Annotated in this window: 20 protein-coding genes; 16 read left to right on the top strand and 4 right to left on the bottom strand. The window is 63.8% G+C overall.

Going from position 1 to position 16,859, the window contains the following annotated elements; translation table 11 throughout:
* Positions 1-16: 16 nt before the first annotated feature.
* Positions 17-1,774: a methyl-accepting chemotaxis protein gene (locus tag V1277_RS10275; RefSeq protein WP_334416064.1), complete on the bottom strand. Its 1,758-nt coding sequence runs from the start codon at positions 1,772-1,774 to the stop codon at positions 17-19.
* 197 nt (positions 1,775-1,971) lie between these two features.
* Between V1277_RS10275 and V1277_RS10270 the strand changes: the two genes are divergently transcribed.
* The 9 genes from V1277_RS10270 to V1277_RS10230 all read left to right on the top strand — a co-directional run bounded on the left by V1277_RS10270 (position 1,972) and on the right by V1277_RS10230 (position 8,778).
* Positions 1,972-2,718: a YebC/PmpR family DNA-binding transcriptional regulator gene (locus tag V1277_RS10270; RefSeq protein WP_065743088.1), complete on the top strand. Its 747-nt coding sequence runs from the start codon at positions 1,972-1,974 to the stop codon at positions 2,716-2,718.
* 231 nt (positions 2,719-2,949) lie between these two features.
* The gene (ruvC, locus tag V1277_RS10265; RefSeq protein WP_334416063.1) at positions 2,950-3,477 is read left to right on the top strand and encodes a crossover junction endodeoxyribonuclease RuvC; all 528 of its coding nucleotides are present in this window, start codon (positions 2,950-2,952) and stop codon (positions 3,475-3,477) included.
* Between the two features lie 304 nt (positions 3,478-3,781).
* Positions 3,782-4,399 (top strand): Holliday junction branch migration protein RuvA, encoded by a 618-nt coding sequence (gene ruvA, locus V1277_RS10260; protein ID WP_334416062.1) that lies wholly within the window; start codon positions 3,782-3,784, stop codon positions 4,397-4,399.
* 41 nt (positions 4,400-4,440) lie between these two features.
* A complete protein-coding gene (locus V1277_RS10255) occupies positions 4,441-4,860 on the top strand; it encodes a cytidine deaminase (protein ID WP_065726757.1) in 420 nt (139 codons plus the stop codon).
* Entirely contained in the window at positions 4,857-5,900 is a 1,044-nt protein-coding gene (gene ruvB / locus V1277_RS10250) for a Holliday junction branch migration DNA helicase RuvB (RefSeq protein WP_334416061.1), read from the top strand. The genes V1277_RS10255 and ruvB overlap by 4 nt, the downstream gene beginning before the upstream one ends.
* Before the next feature lie 147 nt (positions 5,901-6,047).
* Complete coding sequence (locus V1277_RS10245; RefSeq protein ID WP_334416060.1) at positions 6,048-6,959, top strand: metallophosphoesterase; 912 nt, start codon at positions 6,048-6,050, stop codon at positions 6,957-6,959.
* A gap of 204 nt (positions 6,960-7,163) precedes the next feature.
* Entirely contained in the window at positions 7,164-7,616 is a 453-nt protein-coding gene (ybgC, locus tag V1277_RS10240) for a tol-pal system-associated acyl-CoA thioesterase (RefSeq protein WP_334416059.1), read from the top strand.
* Positions 7,617-7,739: 123 nt separating this feature from the next.
* Positions 7,740-8,207 (top strand): nuclear transport factor 2 family protein, encoded by a 468-nt coding sequence (locus V1277_RS10235; RefSeq protein ID WP_334416058.1) that lies wholly within the window; start codon positions 7,740-7,742, stop codon positions 8,205-8,207.
* Positions 8,208-8,211: 4 nt separating this feature from the next.
* Positions 8,212-8,778 (top strand): TetR/AcrR family transcriptional regulator, encoded by a 567-nt coding sequence (locus V1277_RS10230; protein WP_334416057.1) that lies wholly within the window; start codon positions 8,212-8,214, stop codon positions 8,776-8,778.
* A gap of 180 nt (positions 8,779-8,958) precedes the next feature.
* On the opposite strand, the gene V1277_RS10225 is transcribed toward V1277_RS10230, so the two are convergent.
* Positions 8,959-9,603: a glutathione binding-like protein gene (locus tag V1277_RS10225; protein ID WP_334416056.1), complete on the bottom strand. Its 645-nt coding sequence runs from the start codon at positions 9,601-9,603 to the stop codon at positions 8,959-8,961.
* A 107-nt stretch (positions 9,604-9,710) separates the two neighbouring features.
* Here V1277_RS10225 and V1277_RS10220 point away from each other — a divergent pair, with 107 nt between their 5' ends.
* Positions 9,711-10,370, top strand: a complete 660-nt coding sequence (locus V1277_RS10220) for a TetR/AcrR family transcriptional regulator (RefSeq protein WP_334416055.1) — start codon at positions 9,711-9,713, stop codon at positions 10,368-10,370.
* Between the two features lie 204 nt (positions 10,371-10,574).
* A complete protein-coding gene (locus V1277_RS10215; RefSeq protein WP_334416054.1) occupies positions 10,575-11,003 on the top strand; it encodes a VOC family protein in 429 nt (142 codons plus the stop codon).
* Between the two features lie 102 nt (positions 11,004-11,105).
* Here the strand turns inward: V1277_RS10215 and V1277_RS10210 are convergent, their stop codons facing one another.
* Positions 11,106-12,071, bottom strand: a complete 966-nt coding sequence (locus tag V1277_RS10210) for a 2-hydroxyacid dehydrogenase (protein ID WP_334416053.1) — start codon at positions 12,069-12,071, stop codon at positions 11,106-11,108.
* A gap of 334 nt (positions 12,072-12,405) precedes the next feature.
* Between V1277_RS10210 and V1277_RS10205 the strand changes: the two genes are divergently transcribed.
* From V1277_RS10205 to V1277_RS10185, 5 genes are all read left to right on the top strand, one after another.
* Positions 12,406-12,774 (top strand): YciI family protein, encoded by a 369-nt coding sequence (locus tag V1277_RS10205; protein ID WP_334372786.1) that lies wholly within the window; start codon positions 12,406-12,408, stop codon positions 12,772-12,774.
* Positions 12,771-14,042, top strand: coding sequence for an RNA polymerase sigma factor (locus tag V1277_RS10200; protein WP_334416052.1), 1,272 nt, complete (start codon positions 12,771-12,773; stop codon positions 14,040-14,042). The genes V1277_RS10205 and V1277_RS10200 overlap by 4 nt, the downstream gene beginning before the upstream one ends.
* Positions 14,043-14,356: 314 nt before the next feature.
* Positions 14,357-14,770, top strand: a complete 414-nt coding sequence (locus tag V1277_RS10195) for a DoxX family protein (protein WP_334416051.1) — start codon at positions 14,357-14,359, stop codon at positions 14,768-14,770.
* Positions 14,771-14,802: 32 nt separating this feature from the next.
* On the top strand, positions 14,803-15,339 hold the full coding sequence (locus tag V1277_RS10190; protein WP_334416050.1) for an SRPBCC family protein: 537 nt from the start codon (positions 14,803-14,805) through the stop codon (positions 15,337-15,339).
* A gap of 123 nt (positions 15,340-15,462) precedes the next feature.
* Complete coding sequence (locus tag V1277_RS10185; protein ID WP_334416049.1) at positions 15,463-15,876, top strand: VOC family protein; 414 nt, start codon at positions 15,463-15,465, stop codon at positions 15,874-15,876.
* A 146-nt stretch (positions 15,877-16,022) separates the two neighbouring features.
* On the opposite strand, the gene V1277_RS10180 is transcribed toward V1277_RS10185, so the two are convergent.
* Positions 16,023-16,460, bottom strand: a complete 438-nt coding sequence (locus tag V1277_RS10180) for a hypothetical protein (protein WP_442894467.1) — start codon at positions 16,458-16,460, stop codon at positions 16,023-16,025.
* Positions 16,461-16,859: the final 399 nt, after the last annotated feature.

The raw sequence follows: 16,859 nt of genomic DNA, 5'->3' as shown, positions 1-16,859 counted from the left end.
GTGAGGGCGAGTGTGGCTAAAGCCGGTAGGCCGTGCGGAAGCCGCCCCAGTGGCGGCCCTTGACGCGGATCGGCACGTCGATCTCGCGCATCATCACGGTGTTGCCGTTGCCCATGTCGCGGGCGTAGCTCTGGATCAGATAGGCGCGCTGATTGCGCCCGGCGGCGAGTCCGGCCGGATCGTTGAAGATACGGCGGTTGCGGCTGTTGGCGGTATTCCAGGTGACGTCGCCCGGGCGCTGTGGGTGCGAATAGATTTTGTTGTGCACCGGCAAATAGCCGTTGGTGTCGATCATGGCGCAGAACGCCATCCGCTTGTCCTTGGCAAGGAACGCTTCCTGGAACGGCGGCAGCGCGCGATCGGCCCAGTCCAGGATTTTGGTGCGATATTGCACCGGGTTGCTGCCTGGTATCTCGACGTAGTTGGTGTCGAACATGTCTTCCATTGAGATGGCGCCGCTATCGATCCCGTTCTCGAAGATTTTCTTCAGCGCGGCGCCGGCTTCCATCGCGCGGGTGACCGCCTCGGTGTTGTCGTCCTGGATCGACCACAGCTTGTCTTCGATCTTCTCGATCAGCGCGGCATTCGTCCGCTCGAACCGGGCCTGCGTGCCGGCCTTCGAGCGCTCACTGACGCGAATGCGGCAAGCGCCGATATCCTGCAACGTCGCCTCAAAACTCTGGCCCTGCGCCAGCCTTTCGGCGTCTGGCCCGCTGACCAGGATGCCATCGATCGAAATCTCATAGACCGGCGCCGATATCACGCCGCGCGGCGTCTGGATTTCGATCTTGAGGCTGCACGGTAGTTTTTGCTGTTCGCGGCGCTCGGTGCGATCACCCTGGCGCAGCAGCACTGCGCAACGCGCCTTGAGCTTCTGCGCAAACGCGGTGACGGCCCGTCCGGCCTTGGCGACGCTTTCGCCATGGGCCTCGGCTTCCTTGGTGGCGCTGTCGATTTCGGTGGCGCTGGCGCCGACGGAAGCGATGAAGCTCGAAGCGGAGGCCGCATTGTCGGCCATCTCGCCGGTGGTCGCGCTCTGCTCGGCGACCGCGCCGTTGACGTTCTCGAACACCGGGCGGATCGCCTCGATCGACTGCGTGATGCGATGCACGGCATCGACCGAGCCCGCGGCATCCCGCTGCAGTGCCTCGATCTTCTTCGTGATTTCCTCCGTCGCGCTTTGGGTCTGCACCGCGAGCGCCTTCACTTCGGTGGCGACGACGGCAAAGCCGCGCCCGGCTTCGCCGGCGCGTGCGGCCTCGATGGTGGAATTGAGCGCCAAGAGCGTGGTTTGCCGCGCGATCTGCGCGATCAGGTTGACCACGTTGCCGATCGCGGCCGATGATTCCCTCAGGCGGTCGACATTGGCGCCGGCTTCGCGGGCGGCCTCACTGGCTTGGTCGGCGAGCTTGCCGGCGTCGCGCACCTGGGAGCCGATCCCTTGCGCCGATTGGGTGAACTTGTCGGCGGCGTGCGAAAACGTCGTCGCCGTGCCCTGTGCAGCGCTGGTGCGGCTCGTCAGGGCGTCGGTGCGCTGGCGAATGGTGGAGAGCGTCGCAGCGGTCGCCTCGGCGCCGCCGGCGACCGAATTGGCCGCCCGCTCGAGCTGGCGGATCATCGCGCCGAGTTCGAGTTCCAGAAGTTCGAGGATGGCCTGGGCCGAGTCGCCATCGCCCGAGACGGCCTCCGTCACGGCGCCGGCCGTCTGAACCTTGGGCTGGACGGCAGGCAAAGCCGGTTCCGCCACCTGCTTTTTGAACAAACCGAAGGCCATGGAGTCCCTTAAAAGTTGAGGGCGCGTGCGAAATCCTCTCATCCGAGCATGAAATCATGGTTAACAACTGCCTGATATTTCGGCGCGCGGCAGTACCGGCATACCCGGATGGGACGTAAATCTTTGATTTCAGCCGGTTGCCGGCCTATAAGGCCGCGCTTCACCCCTACACCCCGGATGAATCCAAGAGACTCCGCATGGCCGGCCATTCCCAATTCAAGAACATCATGCACCGCAAGGGCCGGCAGGATGCCCAGAAGTCCAAGCTGTTCAGCAAGCTGGCGCGCGAAATCACCGTTGCCGCCAAATTGGGAACCCCGGACCCGGCCATGAACCCCCGGCTCCGCGCGGCCGTGATCGCGGCGCGGCAGGAAAACATGCCGAAGGACAATATCGAGCGCGCCATCAAGAAGGCGATCGGCGGCGAAAGCGAGAGCTATGACGAGATCCGCTACGAGGGCTACGGCCCCGGCGGCGTCGCCATCATCGTCGAGGCGCTGACGGACAACCGCAACCGCGCCGCCTCCGACATCCGCTCCTATTTCACCAAGTCCGGTGGCAATCTCGGCGAAACCGGCTCGGTCGCCTTCATGTTCGACCGCACCGGCATCATCGAATACGACGCCAGCAAGGCCTCCGACGACGCGATGCTGGAAGCCGCGATCGAGGCCGGCGCCGACGACGTTGTATCCAGCGAAAGCGGCCACGAGATCTACGCCTCGCAGGAAACCTTTCGCGAGGTTGCGAAAGCGCTGGAAGCCAAGTTCGGCGAAGCCCGCAAGGCAGCGCTGACCTGGAAGCCGCAGAACACGGTCGCGGTGGATGACGAGACCGGCGAGAAGCTGTTGAAGCTGATGGACCTGTTGAACGAGCACGACGACGTGCAGAACGTCTACGCCAATTTCGAGGTTTCCGACGCGCTGGTCGCCAAGATGGGCGGGTAGGGTGTCACGTGTCCCGGACGCGGTGCAGCCTAGGCGATGCGAAGCATCGTCCGGTAGCGCTGCTCAGTAGAGCCGGGACCCATGCTGCTGAGTACCGTGCGGATAGATGGGCTCCGGCTCTGCGTCGCGTCACTTCGTGTCGCGCCGCGTCCGGGGCACGGCCAGCCTCATCCAGGGGATTTCCGTTCTCTTTATGTTTCGTTCATCCGGCTCTGGCGTTATCACTACGCCATGACATCCCCACCGATTCGCCACCCCGTCCGGATTATCGGCATCGACCCCGGCCTGCGCCGTACCGGCTGGGGCGTGATCGAGACCGAGGGCAACCGGCTCGTCTTCATCGGCTGCGGCTCGGTGGAGCCGCCGGACAACCTGCCTATAGCGAGCCGCCTGCTGGCGATCCATGAAGGGCTTGCCACAGTCCTCGGCGATTTCAAGCCGGCGGAAGCCGCAGTGGAGCAGACTTTTGTCAACAAGGACGGCGTCGCCACCCTGAAGCTAGGCCAGGCCCGCGGCGTCGCCATGTTGGCGCCCGCGATGTTCGGCATATCGGTTGCGGAATACGCGCCCAATCAAGTGAAGAAGACCGTGGTCGGAGCGGGCCACGCCGACAAGAACCAGATCGCGGTGATGCTGAAGATATTGCTGCCGAAGGCCGAGCCCAAATCCGCCGACGCCGCCGACGCGCTGGCGATCGCGATTACGCACGCCCATCACCGCCAGGGCGCAGCACTGCGGATGAAAGTGGCGAGCGCATGATGGGCTGCCGCCGCGTCAGGCCAAGTGAGGGAAGCACACTCGTCAGGCTCCCTCCCCCCTTGCGGGGGAGGGTTGGGGAGAGGGGTAAGCCGCGGGTTCCGACCGAAGATGCGCGACGACAATGTATCAACGAACTTAGCTACACAGTCGATGAGGGAAGCGCTGGCCTCGCTGTACGTCAGGCAATCGAGCAAGCGGCACCCCTCTCCCTAACCCTCCCCCGCAAGGGGGGAGGGAACCCCTTAGCCGGTGCGTCCCTCACTTTTGTCGGCGCCGCCATCGCCTTCGAATCCGGGACGTCACAATGATCGGTAAACTCAAAGGCCTGATCGATTCCTACGGCGAGGATTTTGTCATCCTCGACGTCGGAGGCGTCGGTTATCAGGTGCATTGCTCGTCGCGCACGCTGCAGGCGCTGCCGTCGCCCGGCGAGGCTGCGGTGCTCTCGATCGAAACCTATGTCCGCGAGGATCAAATCAAGCTGTTCGGCTTCCGCACCGATACCGAGCGCGAATGGTTCCGCCTCTTGCAGACCGTGCAGGGCGTCGGCGCCAAGGTCGCGTTGGCAGTGCTGTCGACGCTGCCGCCGGCCGAACTCGCCAATGCGATTGCGCTGCGCGACAAGGCCGCGGTGTCGCGCACGCCGGGCGTCGGCCCCAAGGTCGCCGAGCGCATCGTGTCTGAATTGAAGGACAAGGCGCCGGCGTTCGCCAATGTCGATCCCGCCGTGGTGCATCTGGCCGGCGCCATCGACAGCGACCGCGCACCGCGCCCGGTCACCGACGCGATCTCGGCGCTGGTCAATCTCGGCTACGGCCAGCCACAGGCCGCCGCCGCCATCGCCACCGCCTCGCGCAGCGCGGGCGAGAATGCCGAGACGGCTCAGCTTATCCGGCTGGGCCTGAAGGAACTGGCGAAATAGACTATGTTCGCCACTGACTGTCGAAGGAATGCGTTGCTGCCATGTTGAGCGAGAAAGACCAGGAACTAATTGCTGCCGCGATTGACGCGATCAGGCCGCGTTATCGCAATAAGTGGCAGGAGGTCGGCGCTGCGATGCGCACCCGCGACGGCCGCATCGTCACCGGTGTGAATATCGACGCCTATATCGGCCGGATCGCCGTCTGCGCGGAGGCGATCGCCATTGGGCGCGCCATCACCGAAACCGGCGATCGCGGCATCGAGACCATCGTCGCCGTGCGCCATCCCAAGCCGGACGAGCCCGGCAGTATCGCCGTGGTATCGCCCTGCGGCATCTGTCGCGAACTGATCCACGATTACGATGCAAAGGCGCGGGTCATCGTTCCCGACAATGGCCGCGAGCCGAAGGTCGTCACCATCGGCGAGCTTTTGCCCAACAAGTACCGGAGGGGCAACGGGTGAACACCCCCTCCCGCATCGTCACCCCCGAGCGACGCAGCGACGATGTCGGCGACACCGCGCTGCGTCCGCAATTGCTGTCCGAATTCGTCGGCCAGGCGCAGGCACGCAAGAATCTCTCGATCTTCATCGAGGCCGCGCGCAAGCGGGGCGAGGCGCTGGACCACGTGCTGTTCGTCGGGCCTCCCGGCCTCGGCAAGACCACGCTGGCGCAGATCGTCGCGCGCGAACTCGGCGTCGGCTTTCGCGCCACTTCCGGTCCTGTCATCGCCAAGGCCGGCGATCTTGCCGCACTGCTCACCAATCTCGAAGAGCGCGACGTGCTCTTCATCGACGAAATCCATCGCCTCAGCCCAGCCGTCGAGGAGGTGCTGTACCCCGCGATGGAAGATTTTCAGCTCGACCTCATCATCGGCGAGGGGCCGGCGGCGCGTTCGGTCAAGATCGATCTCGCAAAGTTCACTCTTGTCGGCGCCACGACGCGCGCAGGGTTGTTGACCAATCCGCTGCGCGACCGTTTCGGCATTCCGATCCGGCTGAACTTCTACACCGAGGAAGAGCTGGAGAAGATCGTCAGCCGCGGCGCCCGCGTGCTCAACATCGGCATGACGCCTGACGGCGCCAACGAAATCGCGCGCCGCGCCCGCGGCACGCCGCGCATCGCCGGCCGCCTGTTGCGCCGCGTGCGTGATTTCGCGTCCGCAGCCGACGCCAGCTCGGTCGACCGCGCCATCGCCGACCACGCGCTGAGCGCGCTGGAAGTCGATGCCGCCGGCCTCGATGCCATGGACCGTCGCTATCTGACGACCATCGCGATGAACTATGGCGGCGGCCCGGTCGGCGTCGAGACCATGGCGGCGGCGCTATCCGAGCCGCGGGACGCCATCGAGGACATCATCGAGCCCTATCTGATCCAGTGCGGCTATCTGCAGCGCACCCCGCGCGGTAGGCTGCTCACCTCGCACGCCTTCCGCCACCTCGGCCTCGCCGAGCCCGCCCGCGATCCCGCGCAGTTCGGCTTGTTCGGCAACGGCGACGATTGAGCGCTTCGAACCCGATCATTCCGGCGGTGCACTAAGGGCAGAATCGCTGGTGAGAAGCTGCTGGAGGTCTGCTAACGTTCTGCACAAACGCACCCCAATTCGGGCCCAATCCGCCACCATGTTGGCGCTGCATCACGATTGGATCACATGTTAACACGCCGTCATTTCTTGAAGTCCATGGGTGGCCTGGGCGCGCTGGGCGCCTCAACCACCGCTTACGGGTTCAGCGCGCCGGTCGTCCGGCTTCGCGTCGTGCGGTACAACATCTCGCCGCCACAATGGCCGGCAGGTCTCAAGCTCAGGATCGCCGCCATCGCCGACCTCCACGCCTGCGATCCCTGGATGTCGCTCGATCATATCGGTGAGATCGTCGAACGCACCAATACGCTCAAGCCCGACATCGTCGTCATGCTCGGCGACTACGTGGCCGGACATCGCAAGGTGACACGCTTCATTCCCGACGCCGAATGGGCGGGAGCGTTGGCCGGATTGAAGGCGCCGCTCGGCGTGCATGCGGTGCTCGGCAATCACGACTGGTGGGAAGACAAGGAAGTGCAGCGCAACGGGCAGGGGCTGCCGAGCGCGGGCCGTGCGCTGGAAGCTGTCGGTATCCCGGTGTACGAAAACGACGCGAAGAAACTCACCAAGAATGGCCAATCGTTCTGGCTTGCCGGATTGGGCGACCAGCTCGCTTACATTCCGGCCCGCCGCTTCAGGCCGCTCAAGCGGATCGGCGTCGACGATCTCGGCGCGACGCTGGCGAAGATCACCGACGATGCGCCGGTGGTCCTGATGGCGCACGAGCCTGACATCGCGCGCCGCGTGCCCGCGCGCGTTGCGCTGCAGCTCTCCGGACACACCCATGGCGGCCAGGTGCGGATGCTGGGCTGGTCGCCGATCTCGCCGTCCGGCCAGCAGCTCGCCTATGGCCATATCAAGATGAACTGCGACGTCGTCGTCTCCGGCGGCCTCGGCTGCAGCATCATGCCGTTCCGGCTCGGGGTGCCACCAGAGATCGTGCTGGTGACGGTGGGGGCGGGGCGGCCGGCGGTGGCGTAAGTTGAAGCAGTCCGGTTACCTGTGCATTCAGCCCTGAAGCTGATACTCTCTCCCGATGGATATACCCGTCGAAAGAGCTAGGAAGTTCTCGGAGCTTGAGCGTCTGATCGAAGAAGGTATGGCTGACGTGAAAGCGGGCCGTATTGTGCCCTGGGATCTGAAAGAGTTTCTCAGGCTGGCTCGCGAGCAAGTAAATCATTTGAAATGACTCCTTACCTCGACGGCGAGATCCGCGACGGCCGCCATCACATGCAGGTCCGTGTCTATTACGAAGACACCGATTTTTCAGGCATCGTCTATCACGCCAATTACCTGCGCTTCATGGAGCGCGGGCGCACCAATCATCTGCGGCTGATGGGCGCCTCGCAGCATGCGCTGTTCGAGCAGGCGCAGGAGGAGATGCCGGGCTTTGCCTTCGTAGTCCGCTCGATGCAACTAGACTTTCTGCGGCCGGCGCGTATGGACGACGTGCTCGACGTGGTGACATGGCCGGTCGCGGTGAAGGGCGCTTCCATCACGCTGGCACAGGAGGTGCGGCGAGGCGAAGACGTCCTCGTCAAGGCGGAAGTGCGCGTTGCCTTCATCAGCGAGGGACGGGCGAAGCCGATCCCGAAATCGCTGCGGCTGTTGATGAAGGCTGATCTGGCGCCGGAGTAATTCTTAGTTTTGACGCGTTTTCTTTACGCGAACCGGCATCCACTTCGCTCGAAAACGCTATGGATATTGACTCTCTGTACCGATCGGTACAATGTGTTGGGGTTAGCAATCCGGAGAAACTTCATGTCGCGTCCGCCGCTGCCGCCCTTCACCCGTGAAACCGCAGCCCAAAAGGCGCGCATGGCCGAGGACGCCTGGAATTCGCGCGATCCGGTCCGGGTATCGCTGGCCTATACCGAGGACAGCCGCTGGCGTAACCGTTCCGAATTCTTCCAGGGCCGCGAGGCGATCGTCGAATTCCTCACCCGAAAATGGGCGAAGGAGCATGACTATCGCCTGATCAAGGATCTCTGGGCGTTCGATCAGAACCGCATTGCCGTGCGCTTCCAGTATGAATGGCGCGACGATGCCGGGCAGTGGCATCGCTCCTACGGCAACGAGCAGTGGGAGTTCGACGAACATGGCCTGATGCGGCGGCGCGAGGCCAGCATCAACGATATCGCCATCAAGGAAAGCGAGCGCCGCTTCCATTGGCCGGCCCCGGGTCCGCGCCCGGCGGATGTCGCGGGGCTAAGCGAGAATCCGCTATGATCAGATGCTGAAAAGAGGCGTCGAACGTGGAGAGGTACTGCGCGCGCTCGGCGAGGTGTTTCGCGCGCATGGCTACGAGGGCGCCTCGCTGACGCTGATCACGGAAGCCACCGGGCTCGGCAAGGGCAGCCTCTATCATCTATTCCCCGGCGGCAAGGAGCAGATGGCCACCGAGGTGCTGGCCGAGATCGACGGCTGGTTCGAACTTCATATCTTCGCGCCCTTGCGCACCGCCGACGATCCCGCGCGCGCCATCGCTGCGATGATCGCGGGCGTCGATCAATATTTCCACTCGGGCGATCGCGTCTGCCTGGTCGGCATGGTGGCGCTCGGCTCGGCGCGCGACAGTTTTGCCGAAGCGGTCGATGGATATTTCGCGCGCTGGCAAACGGCGCTGGCGTCGCTGTTGCGGCGATCCGGGCTCACGACCAGCCAGGCACAGCGACGCGCCGAAGATGCGCTCCTCACCATCCAGGGCGCGCTGGTCCTGGCACGGGCGCGCGGCGACGCCAAAATCTTTCGCCGCGCGTTGAGCGATCTGACGGCGCGGTTGCTGGCGCCGCCGGCGTGACGGCTTTGCCGTTTGCGTTCCCCGGATGCTGCGCAGCGCCATAAGCGCGTTTACGCGCGTCTTCGACACGCTATGGCGGTGAGCGGCAGTTCCGGGGTCCACTGCATGCCGTGAAATAGGTCCCGGCTCTGCGGTGCATCACCAAGGGGTGCTGCACCGCGTCCGGGACACGAGGGCGCCTTACGCCGCTGCCTTATGCCGCGCGAGTTCGTCCTTGTAGAGTTCGAACTCCTCGGCGACCGCCTTCGCAATGCTCGGGCGGGCGCGCAGCCGCTCGTGATAGGCTTTCACCGCCGGCCACTTCGCCAGTTCGATCGGCGGCGTCGCCATCGTCCAGTTGATGATGGTGACGAGATAGGCATCCGCGACGCTGAAGTGATCGAGCAGGAATTCGCGGCCCTTCAGGTAGTTCTCGAGATAGTCGAGCCGCGACAGATTCTTGTTCAGCGCATAAGTCTTTGCGTCCTGCGGCGCCGTCTTGTCGAGGAGCGGCACGAACAGCGCCTTGTGCAGTTCGGTGCCGATGAAGCACAGCCATTGATGCAGGCGGCTGCGCTCCTCAGCGGAGTTGGCCGAGATGCCGGCGCCCGGAAAGCGGTCGGCGACATATTGCAGGATCGCCGCGTTCTCCGTCAGCACGGTCCCGTCGTCGGTGCGCAGCGTCGGCACCAGCCCGAGCGGGTTGACGGTGCGAAAATCCGAGCCGTCCTTCTGCACCACCTTGGTCTTGGGATCGACCTCGAGATAGTTGACCTCAACGCCGGCTTCGTACAGCGCAATCCGGGTCGCCAGCGAGCAGGCGAGCGGCGAGAAATACAGGTCCATGATTTGCCTCCTTGGCGGTTGATCAATCGGCCGGCGTTCAAGGCGGGCAGGATTGATTTTTATACTGTTCCGCATAATATAGATCCGGTCAAGGAATTATTTGCGAAATGGTACAAAAAAGGAAGAAGTCCCCGGTCCCCCGGATCGACGCTCCCGTCCCGCCCAAGCGGCGGGGCCGGCCGCGCGCCTATGAGCCGGGCGTGGCGCTCGGCAAGGCGCTCGACCTGTTTCGGAAGGACGGTTTTGCGGCCACCTCGCTCGACGATCTCTCCGCCGCCACCGGCATGAACCGACCGAGCCTCTATGGCGCGTTCGGCGACAAGCGCGAACTCTTCATCAAGAGCTACCGGCGCTATCGTGACGACGCGCGGGTCGCGATGGGGGACATCTTCAGGAACGAACTGCCGATCCGAAAACGCCTGGAACGCATCTATGCAGTGGCGCTCGATATCTATCTGTCCGGCGAATCCGGTCCGCGCGGCTGCTTCACGGTGATGACCGCAGCCTCCGAGGCGGTGCACGACCCCGATATCCGCGCGATGGTGCTGGAAGGTTTTGCCGAGCTCGACAAGGCTTTTGCGGCCTGTTTCCGGCTCGCCCAGGAAAAGGGCGAGCTACCGGTGAGCGCCGACGCGACCGTGCTGGCGCAACTGGCCTCCGCCACCATTCACACCATCGCCATCCGCGCCCGCGCTCAGGTGCCGCGCAAGGAACTGGAGGCGATTGTCAACGGTGCGATCGACGTGATGGTCGGGGCGGCGAAATAACTCTCTCCGTCGTCCCTGCGAACGCAGGGACCCATAACCACTGCACTTCGTCATTGAAGCAAAGCCGTCTCCGCATGTGCCATTTCCGCGGGCCGCGGCGTATGGGTCCCTGCGTTCGCAGGGACGACGATTTTTTCGCTGGTGCTGTCGGCTTCGGTTTGCCTCATTCGTCCTCGTGACGTGTCCAAAATCAGGAGCCCAGAAATGACCGACCCCGTCCAGATCGTCACGCCCCATCTCGTCGTCCGCGACGCCAACGCAGCGCTCGAGTTCTACAAGAAGGCGCTCGGCGCCACCGAAACGCTCCGAATGCCGGCCGAGGACGGCAAGCGGCTGATGCATTCGGAAATTCGCGTCAACGGCGCGCGTATCTTCGTCATGGACGACTTTCCCGAGCACCGCGGTTCCCATGGCGTCGACGCGGTATTTCCGCCGGATCAGATCAAGGGCACCTCGGTGACCATGCATCTCGAAGTCGAGAACTGCGATGCCGCGGTGAAGCGTGCCCGTGACGCCGGCGCCACCGTGACGCTGGAGCCATGGGATTCGTTCTGGGGCGACCGCTATGCTCGCATCATGGACCCGTTCGGCCATTCCTGGAGCTTTGCGCACAGGCTGCCGGCGAAGGGGTGAGGCGTTCACCGCCGTCATTGCGAGCGAAGCGAAGCAATCCATATCTCGGCATAACGGATAAGTGGATTGCTTCGTCGCTTTGCTCCTCGCAATGACGGAGAACTAATATCCCCGCTTACAGTCCACCACGTTCTCCAGCGCGCCGCCGGCTTCGAAGCGCGCGATCTGCTGCGCGACGTATTTCGATATCTCGTCGGGATCGGTATCGGCGGCATTGTGCGGGGTCAGCACCACCTTTGGATGGGTCCAGAACCGGCTGTCGGCGGGCAGCGGTTCGGTGGCATAGACGTCGAGCGAGGCGCCGCCGAGCGTGCCGTCGTCGAGGCATTGCAAAATGTCGGCCTCGTTCTGCAGGCCACCGCGGCCGGCATTGATCACGACCGGTGCGCCGAGCGGGCTTCTGCGATTCAGTTTCTCAAACAGCCCGCGATTGAGAATGTGCCGCGTCTCCGGCGTCAGCGGCAGAAGGCATACCAGAATATCGGTCCGCCGCAGGAATGGCTCGAGCTGCGCTTCGCCGTGAAAGCATTCGATGCCCTCGATCGTTCGCGGGCTGCGACTCCAGCCTGTGACACGGAAGCCCAGCCGCCGCAGCACGTCGGCGGCGTCAGTGCCAAGCGTGCCGAGCCCCATGATTCCGACGGAGATTGCGCCCGCCGCCCATTGCGATTTCGGCGCCCAGCGTTTTTCGCGCTGCGATTCCCGCAAATAGAGTTCCTGCCGGTGGTGCATCAGGACATGCAGAACGACATACTCGGTCATCCGCGCGGTGAGGTCGCCGACCGCGACGCGCACCAGCGGCACGTCGGGCAATGAGCGATCGGCCATCAGTGCATCGACGCCCGCGCCGAGATTGAAAATGACACGCAGGTTGGGGAAGGCGGCGAGCTCGCCCGGATGCGGCTTCCACACCGCCGCGTAATGGACATCAGCCGGATCGAACGACGCATCCGGCAACAGCAGCACGGACCGCCCCTCGCAAACGTCATCGAACCGGCTCTTCCAGCGCTGCGGCGACCAGTTGTCGGTCCCGCCATGCACCAGCAGCGCAAGCGCACCCTTCGTCATTACCATTCCTTTCGCGTCGCCAACCCGGCGTGACCCGCCTCACATCGCGGACCGAGGTGTTTCTCTAGCCTCCTTTCGTCCGACAAGGGAGACCTTGCATGGCCAATCAGGTCGAGGCCGTCAGATGAAAACGCTCAGGTGCATCGTTCTCATTCTCGGTGTGTGCAGCCTTTGTTCCAAGGCGGCCATTCACGCCTATAGGCATTTCAATCCACCGCCGCCGCCGATTGTAGGTCCCTGACGGCAGGCAGGTCATTTTCAAAATTTCTTCGACGCGCCTGTCGGCTCCGGGCATAATCGTTCGTCATCAAGACAACGGAGATGCTTGAGCCTCATGCTGTACGCCATTCTTTGCTATCACGATGAAGACACCGTCGGTTCCTGGAGCAAGGAACAGGACGCTGCGGTCATGAAGAAATTGTCCGTCGTTCAGGACAAATTGACCAAACAGGGCCGGCTCGGTCCGGTCGCGCGGCTCTTGCCGACCACGGCGGCGACCACGCTGCGCAAGGACGATCCGCCGCTGGTGCTGGACGGCCCCTATGCCGAAACTAAGGAACAATTGCTCGGCTTCTATCTCGTCGACTGCAAGGACCTCGACGAGGCGCTCGGCGTCGCCCGCGATCTCGGCGCGGCCAATCCCGGCGGCGCCTACGAGATCCGTCCCGTTGGCCACTTCACGGCGGGGAGCGTGCAGCCATGACCGATACCGCCTGGATCGATGCCGCACTGACTTCGGCTCGCCCCCAGGCGGTCGGCGCGCTGCTGCGCTATTTCCGGAACCTCGATACCGCCGAGGAAGCCTTTCAGAACGCCTGCCTGCGCGCGCTGAAGAGCTGGCCGCAGAACGGCCCGCCGCGCGATCCGGCGGCGTGGCTGATCATGGTCGGCCGCAATGTCGCGATCGACGACATCAGGCGCGGCAAGAAGCAAACGGCGCTGCCCGAGGACGAGGCGATCTCCGACCTCGACGACGCCGAGGAGGAGCTTGCCGAGCGGCTCGACGGCTCGCATTACCGCGACGACATCCTGCGGCTGTTGTTCATCTGCTGCCATCCGGACCTGCCGGCGACACAGCAGATCGCGCTCGCGCTGCGCATCGTCTCGGGCCTCACGGTCAAACAGATCGCACGCGCCTTCCTGGTCTCGGAAGCCGCGATGGAGCAGCGCATCACCCGGGCGAAGGCGCGCGTCGCCGATGCCAACGTGCCATTCGAAGCGCCGGGCGCAGCGGAGCGCTCCGAGCGCCTCGCCTCCGTCGCCGCCATGATCTATCTGATTTTCAATGAGGGCTACTCGGCCTCTGGTGACACCGCCGAGATTCGGGCGCCTTTGTGCGAAGAGGCCATTCGCCTGGCGCGATTGCTGCTGCGGCTGTTCCAGAGCGAGCCCGAGATCATGGGGCTGACCGCGCTGTTGCTGCTGCAGCATGCACGCTCTGATGCGCGGTTCGATGCCGATGGCGCCGTGATCCTGCTCGACGACCAGGACCGTTCGAAATGGAACAAGGCTCTGATCGCCGAGGGGCTGGCGCTGATCGACAAGGCGATGCGCCATCGCCGCAGCGGACCCTATCAGGTCCAGGCCGCGATATCAGCGCTGCATGCCCGCGCCGAAAAGCCCGAGGATACCGACTGGACCCAGATCGACCTGCTCTATGGCGCGCTGGAGATCATGCAGCCGTCGCCGGTGGTGACCTTGAACCGCGCGGTCGCGGTGTCCAAGGTGAAAGGGCCGGAAGCCGCGCTCGACATGATCGAGCCGCTGGCGGCGCGGCTGTCGAACTATTTTCACTTCTTCGGCGTGCGCGGCGCCTTCCTCATGCAACTCGGCCGCAACGAGGAGGCCCGGGTGGCCTTCGACCGCGCCATCGCGCTGGCCAACACCTCGGCCGAAGCCGCCCACATCCGCATGCACCTCGACCGCCTGCAGCGCGACAGCCAGCCCCGCGGCAAAAAAGCCGGGAAGTAGCTCCTTCTTATCCTCCCCTGGAGGGGGAGGATCGGTTCGCATGAAATGCGAACCGAGGTGGGGTGACGGTCTCTCCGCATCCAACAGTGCCCGAGTTGAGAGATCACCCCACCCCGTTTCGCATTTCGCTACGCTACATGCGAACCGACCCTCCCCCTCCAAGGGAGGGTGATGCCGCGAGCAATGATCCGTCATGCCGGGGCTGGCCAGGGCATCACGGCGTCCTTGTCAAAAAATTTCACCCGACCTGTCGGTTTCCACCTCCCTCGTTCGTCTTGAATCCGAGCAGCCATTCAAGACAACGGGGACCGATCATGACCGTCATCGCCGAGACCGCGCCTGTCTCAAATCCGGCACGCTGGGCGGGCCGCATTCTCTCCGGCCTCGTCATCCTGTTCCTGATGATAGACGGCGCCATCAAGCTGGTGCCGTGGCCGGTCGTCACGGAAACCATGGACAGAATGGGTTACGGTTCGAGCGACGCGCTGATGCGCGGCCTCGGCGTCGTCACCATCGTCTGCACCGTGCTCTACGCCATTCCGCCGACCTCGATTCTCGGGGCGATCCTGCTCACCGGCTATCTCGGCGGCGCGATCGCCTCGCACGTCCGTATCGACAGCCCCTTGTTCACACATACATTGTTCGGGCTCTATCTCGGCTTGTTGCTGTGGGGCGGGCTGTGGCTGCGTGACAAGAACCTGCGCAACCTGGTCCCCTTTCGCTGCTGACTAACTTCAACCGATTGTTCACGGAGCCCGACATGCTGGAAGTCATTGCCGTTATCGCCGTCATATTGGCGATTGCCATCGCCGTGTTGCTCATTCTCGCCGCGACCAAGCCGAATACGTTGCGGGTACAGCGCGCGATCAGCATCAAGGCGCCGGCGGAAAGGATATTTCCGCTGATCTCCGACTTTCAGCAGTGGCGAAGCTGGTCGCCCTACGAGGAGAAGGACCCGGCGATGAAGCGCACCTACAGCGGTGCGGAGCGCGGCAAGGGTGCCGCCTATGCCTGGGACGGCGACAAGAATGTCGGTTCCGGCCGCATGGAAATTCTCGAGACGCTGGCGCCGTCGAAAATCGTCATCAAGCTCGATTTCTTCAAGCCGTTCGAAGGCCACAACACTGCCGAGTTCACAATGCTGCCGCAGGGCGATGGCACCCATGTCACATGGCTGATGCATGGTCCGGCGAACTTCATGTCCAGGCTGATCCAGGTGTTCATGAACCTGGATAGCATGATCGGCAGGGATTTCGAAGCCGGTCTCGCCAATCTGAAGACGCTCACCGAGAAATGAGTGTGACGATTCTATCGTGTCCCGAACGCGGCGCAGCACGCAGAAGCGCGTGAACGCGCTTTCCGTGCTGCGCAGCATCCGGGGAACGCCGTGACGGACTAAAACAAACCAAAGGAGCCAGCGATGCAGGTCAATCCCTATCTGTTCTACAACGGTAATTGCGAGGAAGCGCTGAACTATTATCAGAAGGTGCTGGGCGCCCAGATCGAAGCGAAGATGCCGTATGGCGAGGGGCCCGCCGACATGCCGGTGCCAGCGGACTGGAAAACCAAGATCATGCATGCCCGCATCACCATCGACGGCGAAGTGCTCATGGCCTCCGACGCGACGCCCGGCGATTACCATCAGCCCCAGGGCATGTCGGTTGCGCTGGCGGTCGAAGATCCCGCCGACGCCGAGCGCCGCTTCAATGCGCTCGCCGAGGGCGGCACGGTCAGGATGCCGTTCGGCAAGACCTTCTTCTCCAACGGTTTCGGCATGTGCGTCGACAGGTTCGGCATTCCCTGGATGGTGAACTGTCCGAAGGAAGATATGTAGATTCGTTGGCGCCGTAGGGTGGGCAAAGCGACTTGTCCGCCGTAGCTCAACGAGCGAAGGCGGAAGCGTGCCCACCATTCGCGCCACAAGGAAGATGGTGGGCACGGCGCAAGTGAGCCTTTGCCCACCCTACAAAATCTGCAGAATCATCTGCACCTTGGATAGATCGCGGCCAGGTCACGCCCGCGCAGCAGCAACAGCCGCGACGTCAGGCCGCCGTGCCGGCTGATCCAGTCCCGCACCCGGTCGGGATAGGCTGCCTGTACCGCGCGCGAGGCTTCCGGCTCGGCATAGATCCGGCCGCGGCCGTCGATCGAGCGCGCGGCGTGGAATCCGAGCACCGCCCGGCGCGTCACGCAGATGCGCTCGGCCGGCACCGTCATCAGCACCAGCGTGCAGGCCGACAGGCATGGCCCGTCGATCACCACCCGCTCCCCGGTCTCGCGCACGCGATCGAACAGTTCGAGAAACGGCCCGACCTGTCCGCCGGGACTGGCGAGAATGCGAACCTCGGCCCGCACCGGCATGATTGCCGCCAACAGCGCGGCGGCGACAACGATGAGCTTGATGACCGCCATTCCCATGTGCAGCTCCTCCGTCAGCACTGCCCCCGGCCCAGTTACGCTCGAACATGTGGCAAGGTTTGGTCAAGCGTCCGCGTCAGAGACGCCGGCCCCGGTGAAGGTTGCCCATCCCGGCGTGGCAGGTGAGTGCGGCGCGCGCCAGCAGGATCCATGGTAGCAAGGCCACGGTGTCCACCGTAGCTTCACGAGCGCACGCGGAACCGGGCCCTTCACCTCTACCAGCTTACGGTCGCCGAGAAGCGCAGCGCTGCTCTATCGAAATTGCCGCGCAGCCCAGCGGAACGAACAGTGCGGCCCGCCGTTGTGGACCGCATGGATCATTTTTTCCTTAGCATTATCTGCGCGGGCATTTTGCTGCTCGTGACCGCGTTCGCCCTGGGAACGCCGAGTATGCGAGCG

The sequence above is a fragment of the Bradyrhizobium sp. AZCC 1588 genome (assembly GCF_036924735.1).
GTDB lineage: Bacteria > Pseudomonadota > Alphaproteobacteria > Rhizobiales > Xanthobacteraceae > Bradyrhizobium.
Note: the sequence above shows the minus strand (reverse complement) of the source record. Positions and strands in the feature narration are given on the sequence as shown.

Coding starts and splice junctions, on each gene's coding strand:
- V1277_RS10220 (WP_334416055.1), top strand. CDS start 9,711: ATGGTACAAAAAAGGAAGAAGTCCCCGGTCCCCCGGATCGACGCTCCC.
- V1277_RS10225 (WP_334416056.1), bottom strand. CDS start 9,603: ATGGACCTGTATTTCTCGCCGCTCGCCTGCTCGCTGGCGACCCGGATT.
- V1277_RS10235 (WP_334416058.1), top strand. CDS start 7,740: ATGTCGCGTCCGCCGCTGCCGCCCTTCACCCGTGAAACCGCAGCCCAA.
- V1277_RS10270 (WP_065743088.1), top strand. CDS start 1,972: ATGGCCGGCCATTCCCAATTCAAGAACATCATGCACCGCAAGGGCCGG.
- V1277_RS10210 (WP_334416053.1), bottom strand. CDS start 12,071: ATGACGAAGGGTGCGCTTGCGCTGCTGGTGCATGGCGGGACCGACAAC.
- V1277_RS10180 (WP_442894467.1), bottom strand. CDS start 16,460: ATGGGAATGGCGGTCATCAAGCTCATCGTTGTCGCCGCCGCGCTGTTG.
- V1277_RS10255 (WP_065726757.1), top strand. CDS start 4,441: ATGTTGAGCGAGAAAGACCAGGAACTAATTGCTGCCGCGATTGACGCG.
- V1277_RS10245 (WP_334416060.1), top strand. CDS start 6,048: ATGTTAACACGCCGTCATTTCTTGAAGTCCATGGGTGGCCTGGGCGCG.
- V1277_RS10205 (WP_334372786.1), top strand. CDS start 12,406: ATGCTGTACGCCATTCTTTGCTATCACGATGAAGACACCGTCGGTTCC.
- V1277_RS10230 (WP_334416057.1), top strand. CDS start 8,212: ATGCTGAAAAGAGGCGTCGAACGTGGAGAGGTACTGCGCGCGCTCGGC.
- V1277_RS10200 (WP_334416052.1), top strand. CDS start 12,771: ATGACCGATACCGCCTGGATCGATGCCGCACTGACTTCGGCTCGCCCC.
- ybgC (WP_334416059.1), top strand. CDS start 7,164: ATGACTCCTTACCTCGACGGCGAGATCCGCGACGGCCGCCATCACATG.
- V1277_RS10190 (WP_334416050.1), top strand. CDS start 14,803: ATGCTGGAAGTCATTGCCGTTATCGCCGTCATATTGGCGATTGCCATC.
- V1277_RS10275 (WP_334416064.1), bottom strand. CDS start 1,774: ATGGCCTTCGGTTTGTTCAAAAAGCAGGTGGCGGAACCGGCTTTGCCT.
- V1277_RS10195 (WP_334416051.1), top strand. CDS start 14,357: ATGACCGTCATCGCCGAGACCGCGCCTGTCTCAAATCCGGCACGCTGG.
- ruvC (WP_334416063.1), top strand. CDS start 2,950: ATGACATCCCCACCGATTCGCCACCCCGTCCGGATTATCGGCATCGAC.
- V1277_RS10185 (WP_334416049.1), top strand. CDS start 15,463: ATGCAGGTCAATCCCTATCTGTTCTACAACGGTAATTGCGAGGAAGCG.
- ruvA (WP_334416062.1), top strand. CDS start 3,782: ATGATCGGTAAACTCAAAGGCCTGATCGATTCCTACGGCGAGGATTTT.
- V1277_RS10215 (WP_334416054.1), top strand. CDS start 10,575: ATGACCGACCCCGTCCAGATCGTCACGCCCCATCTCGTCGTCCGCGAC.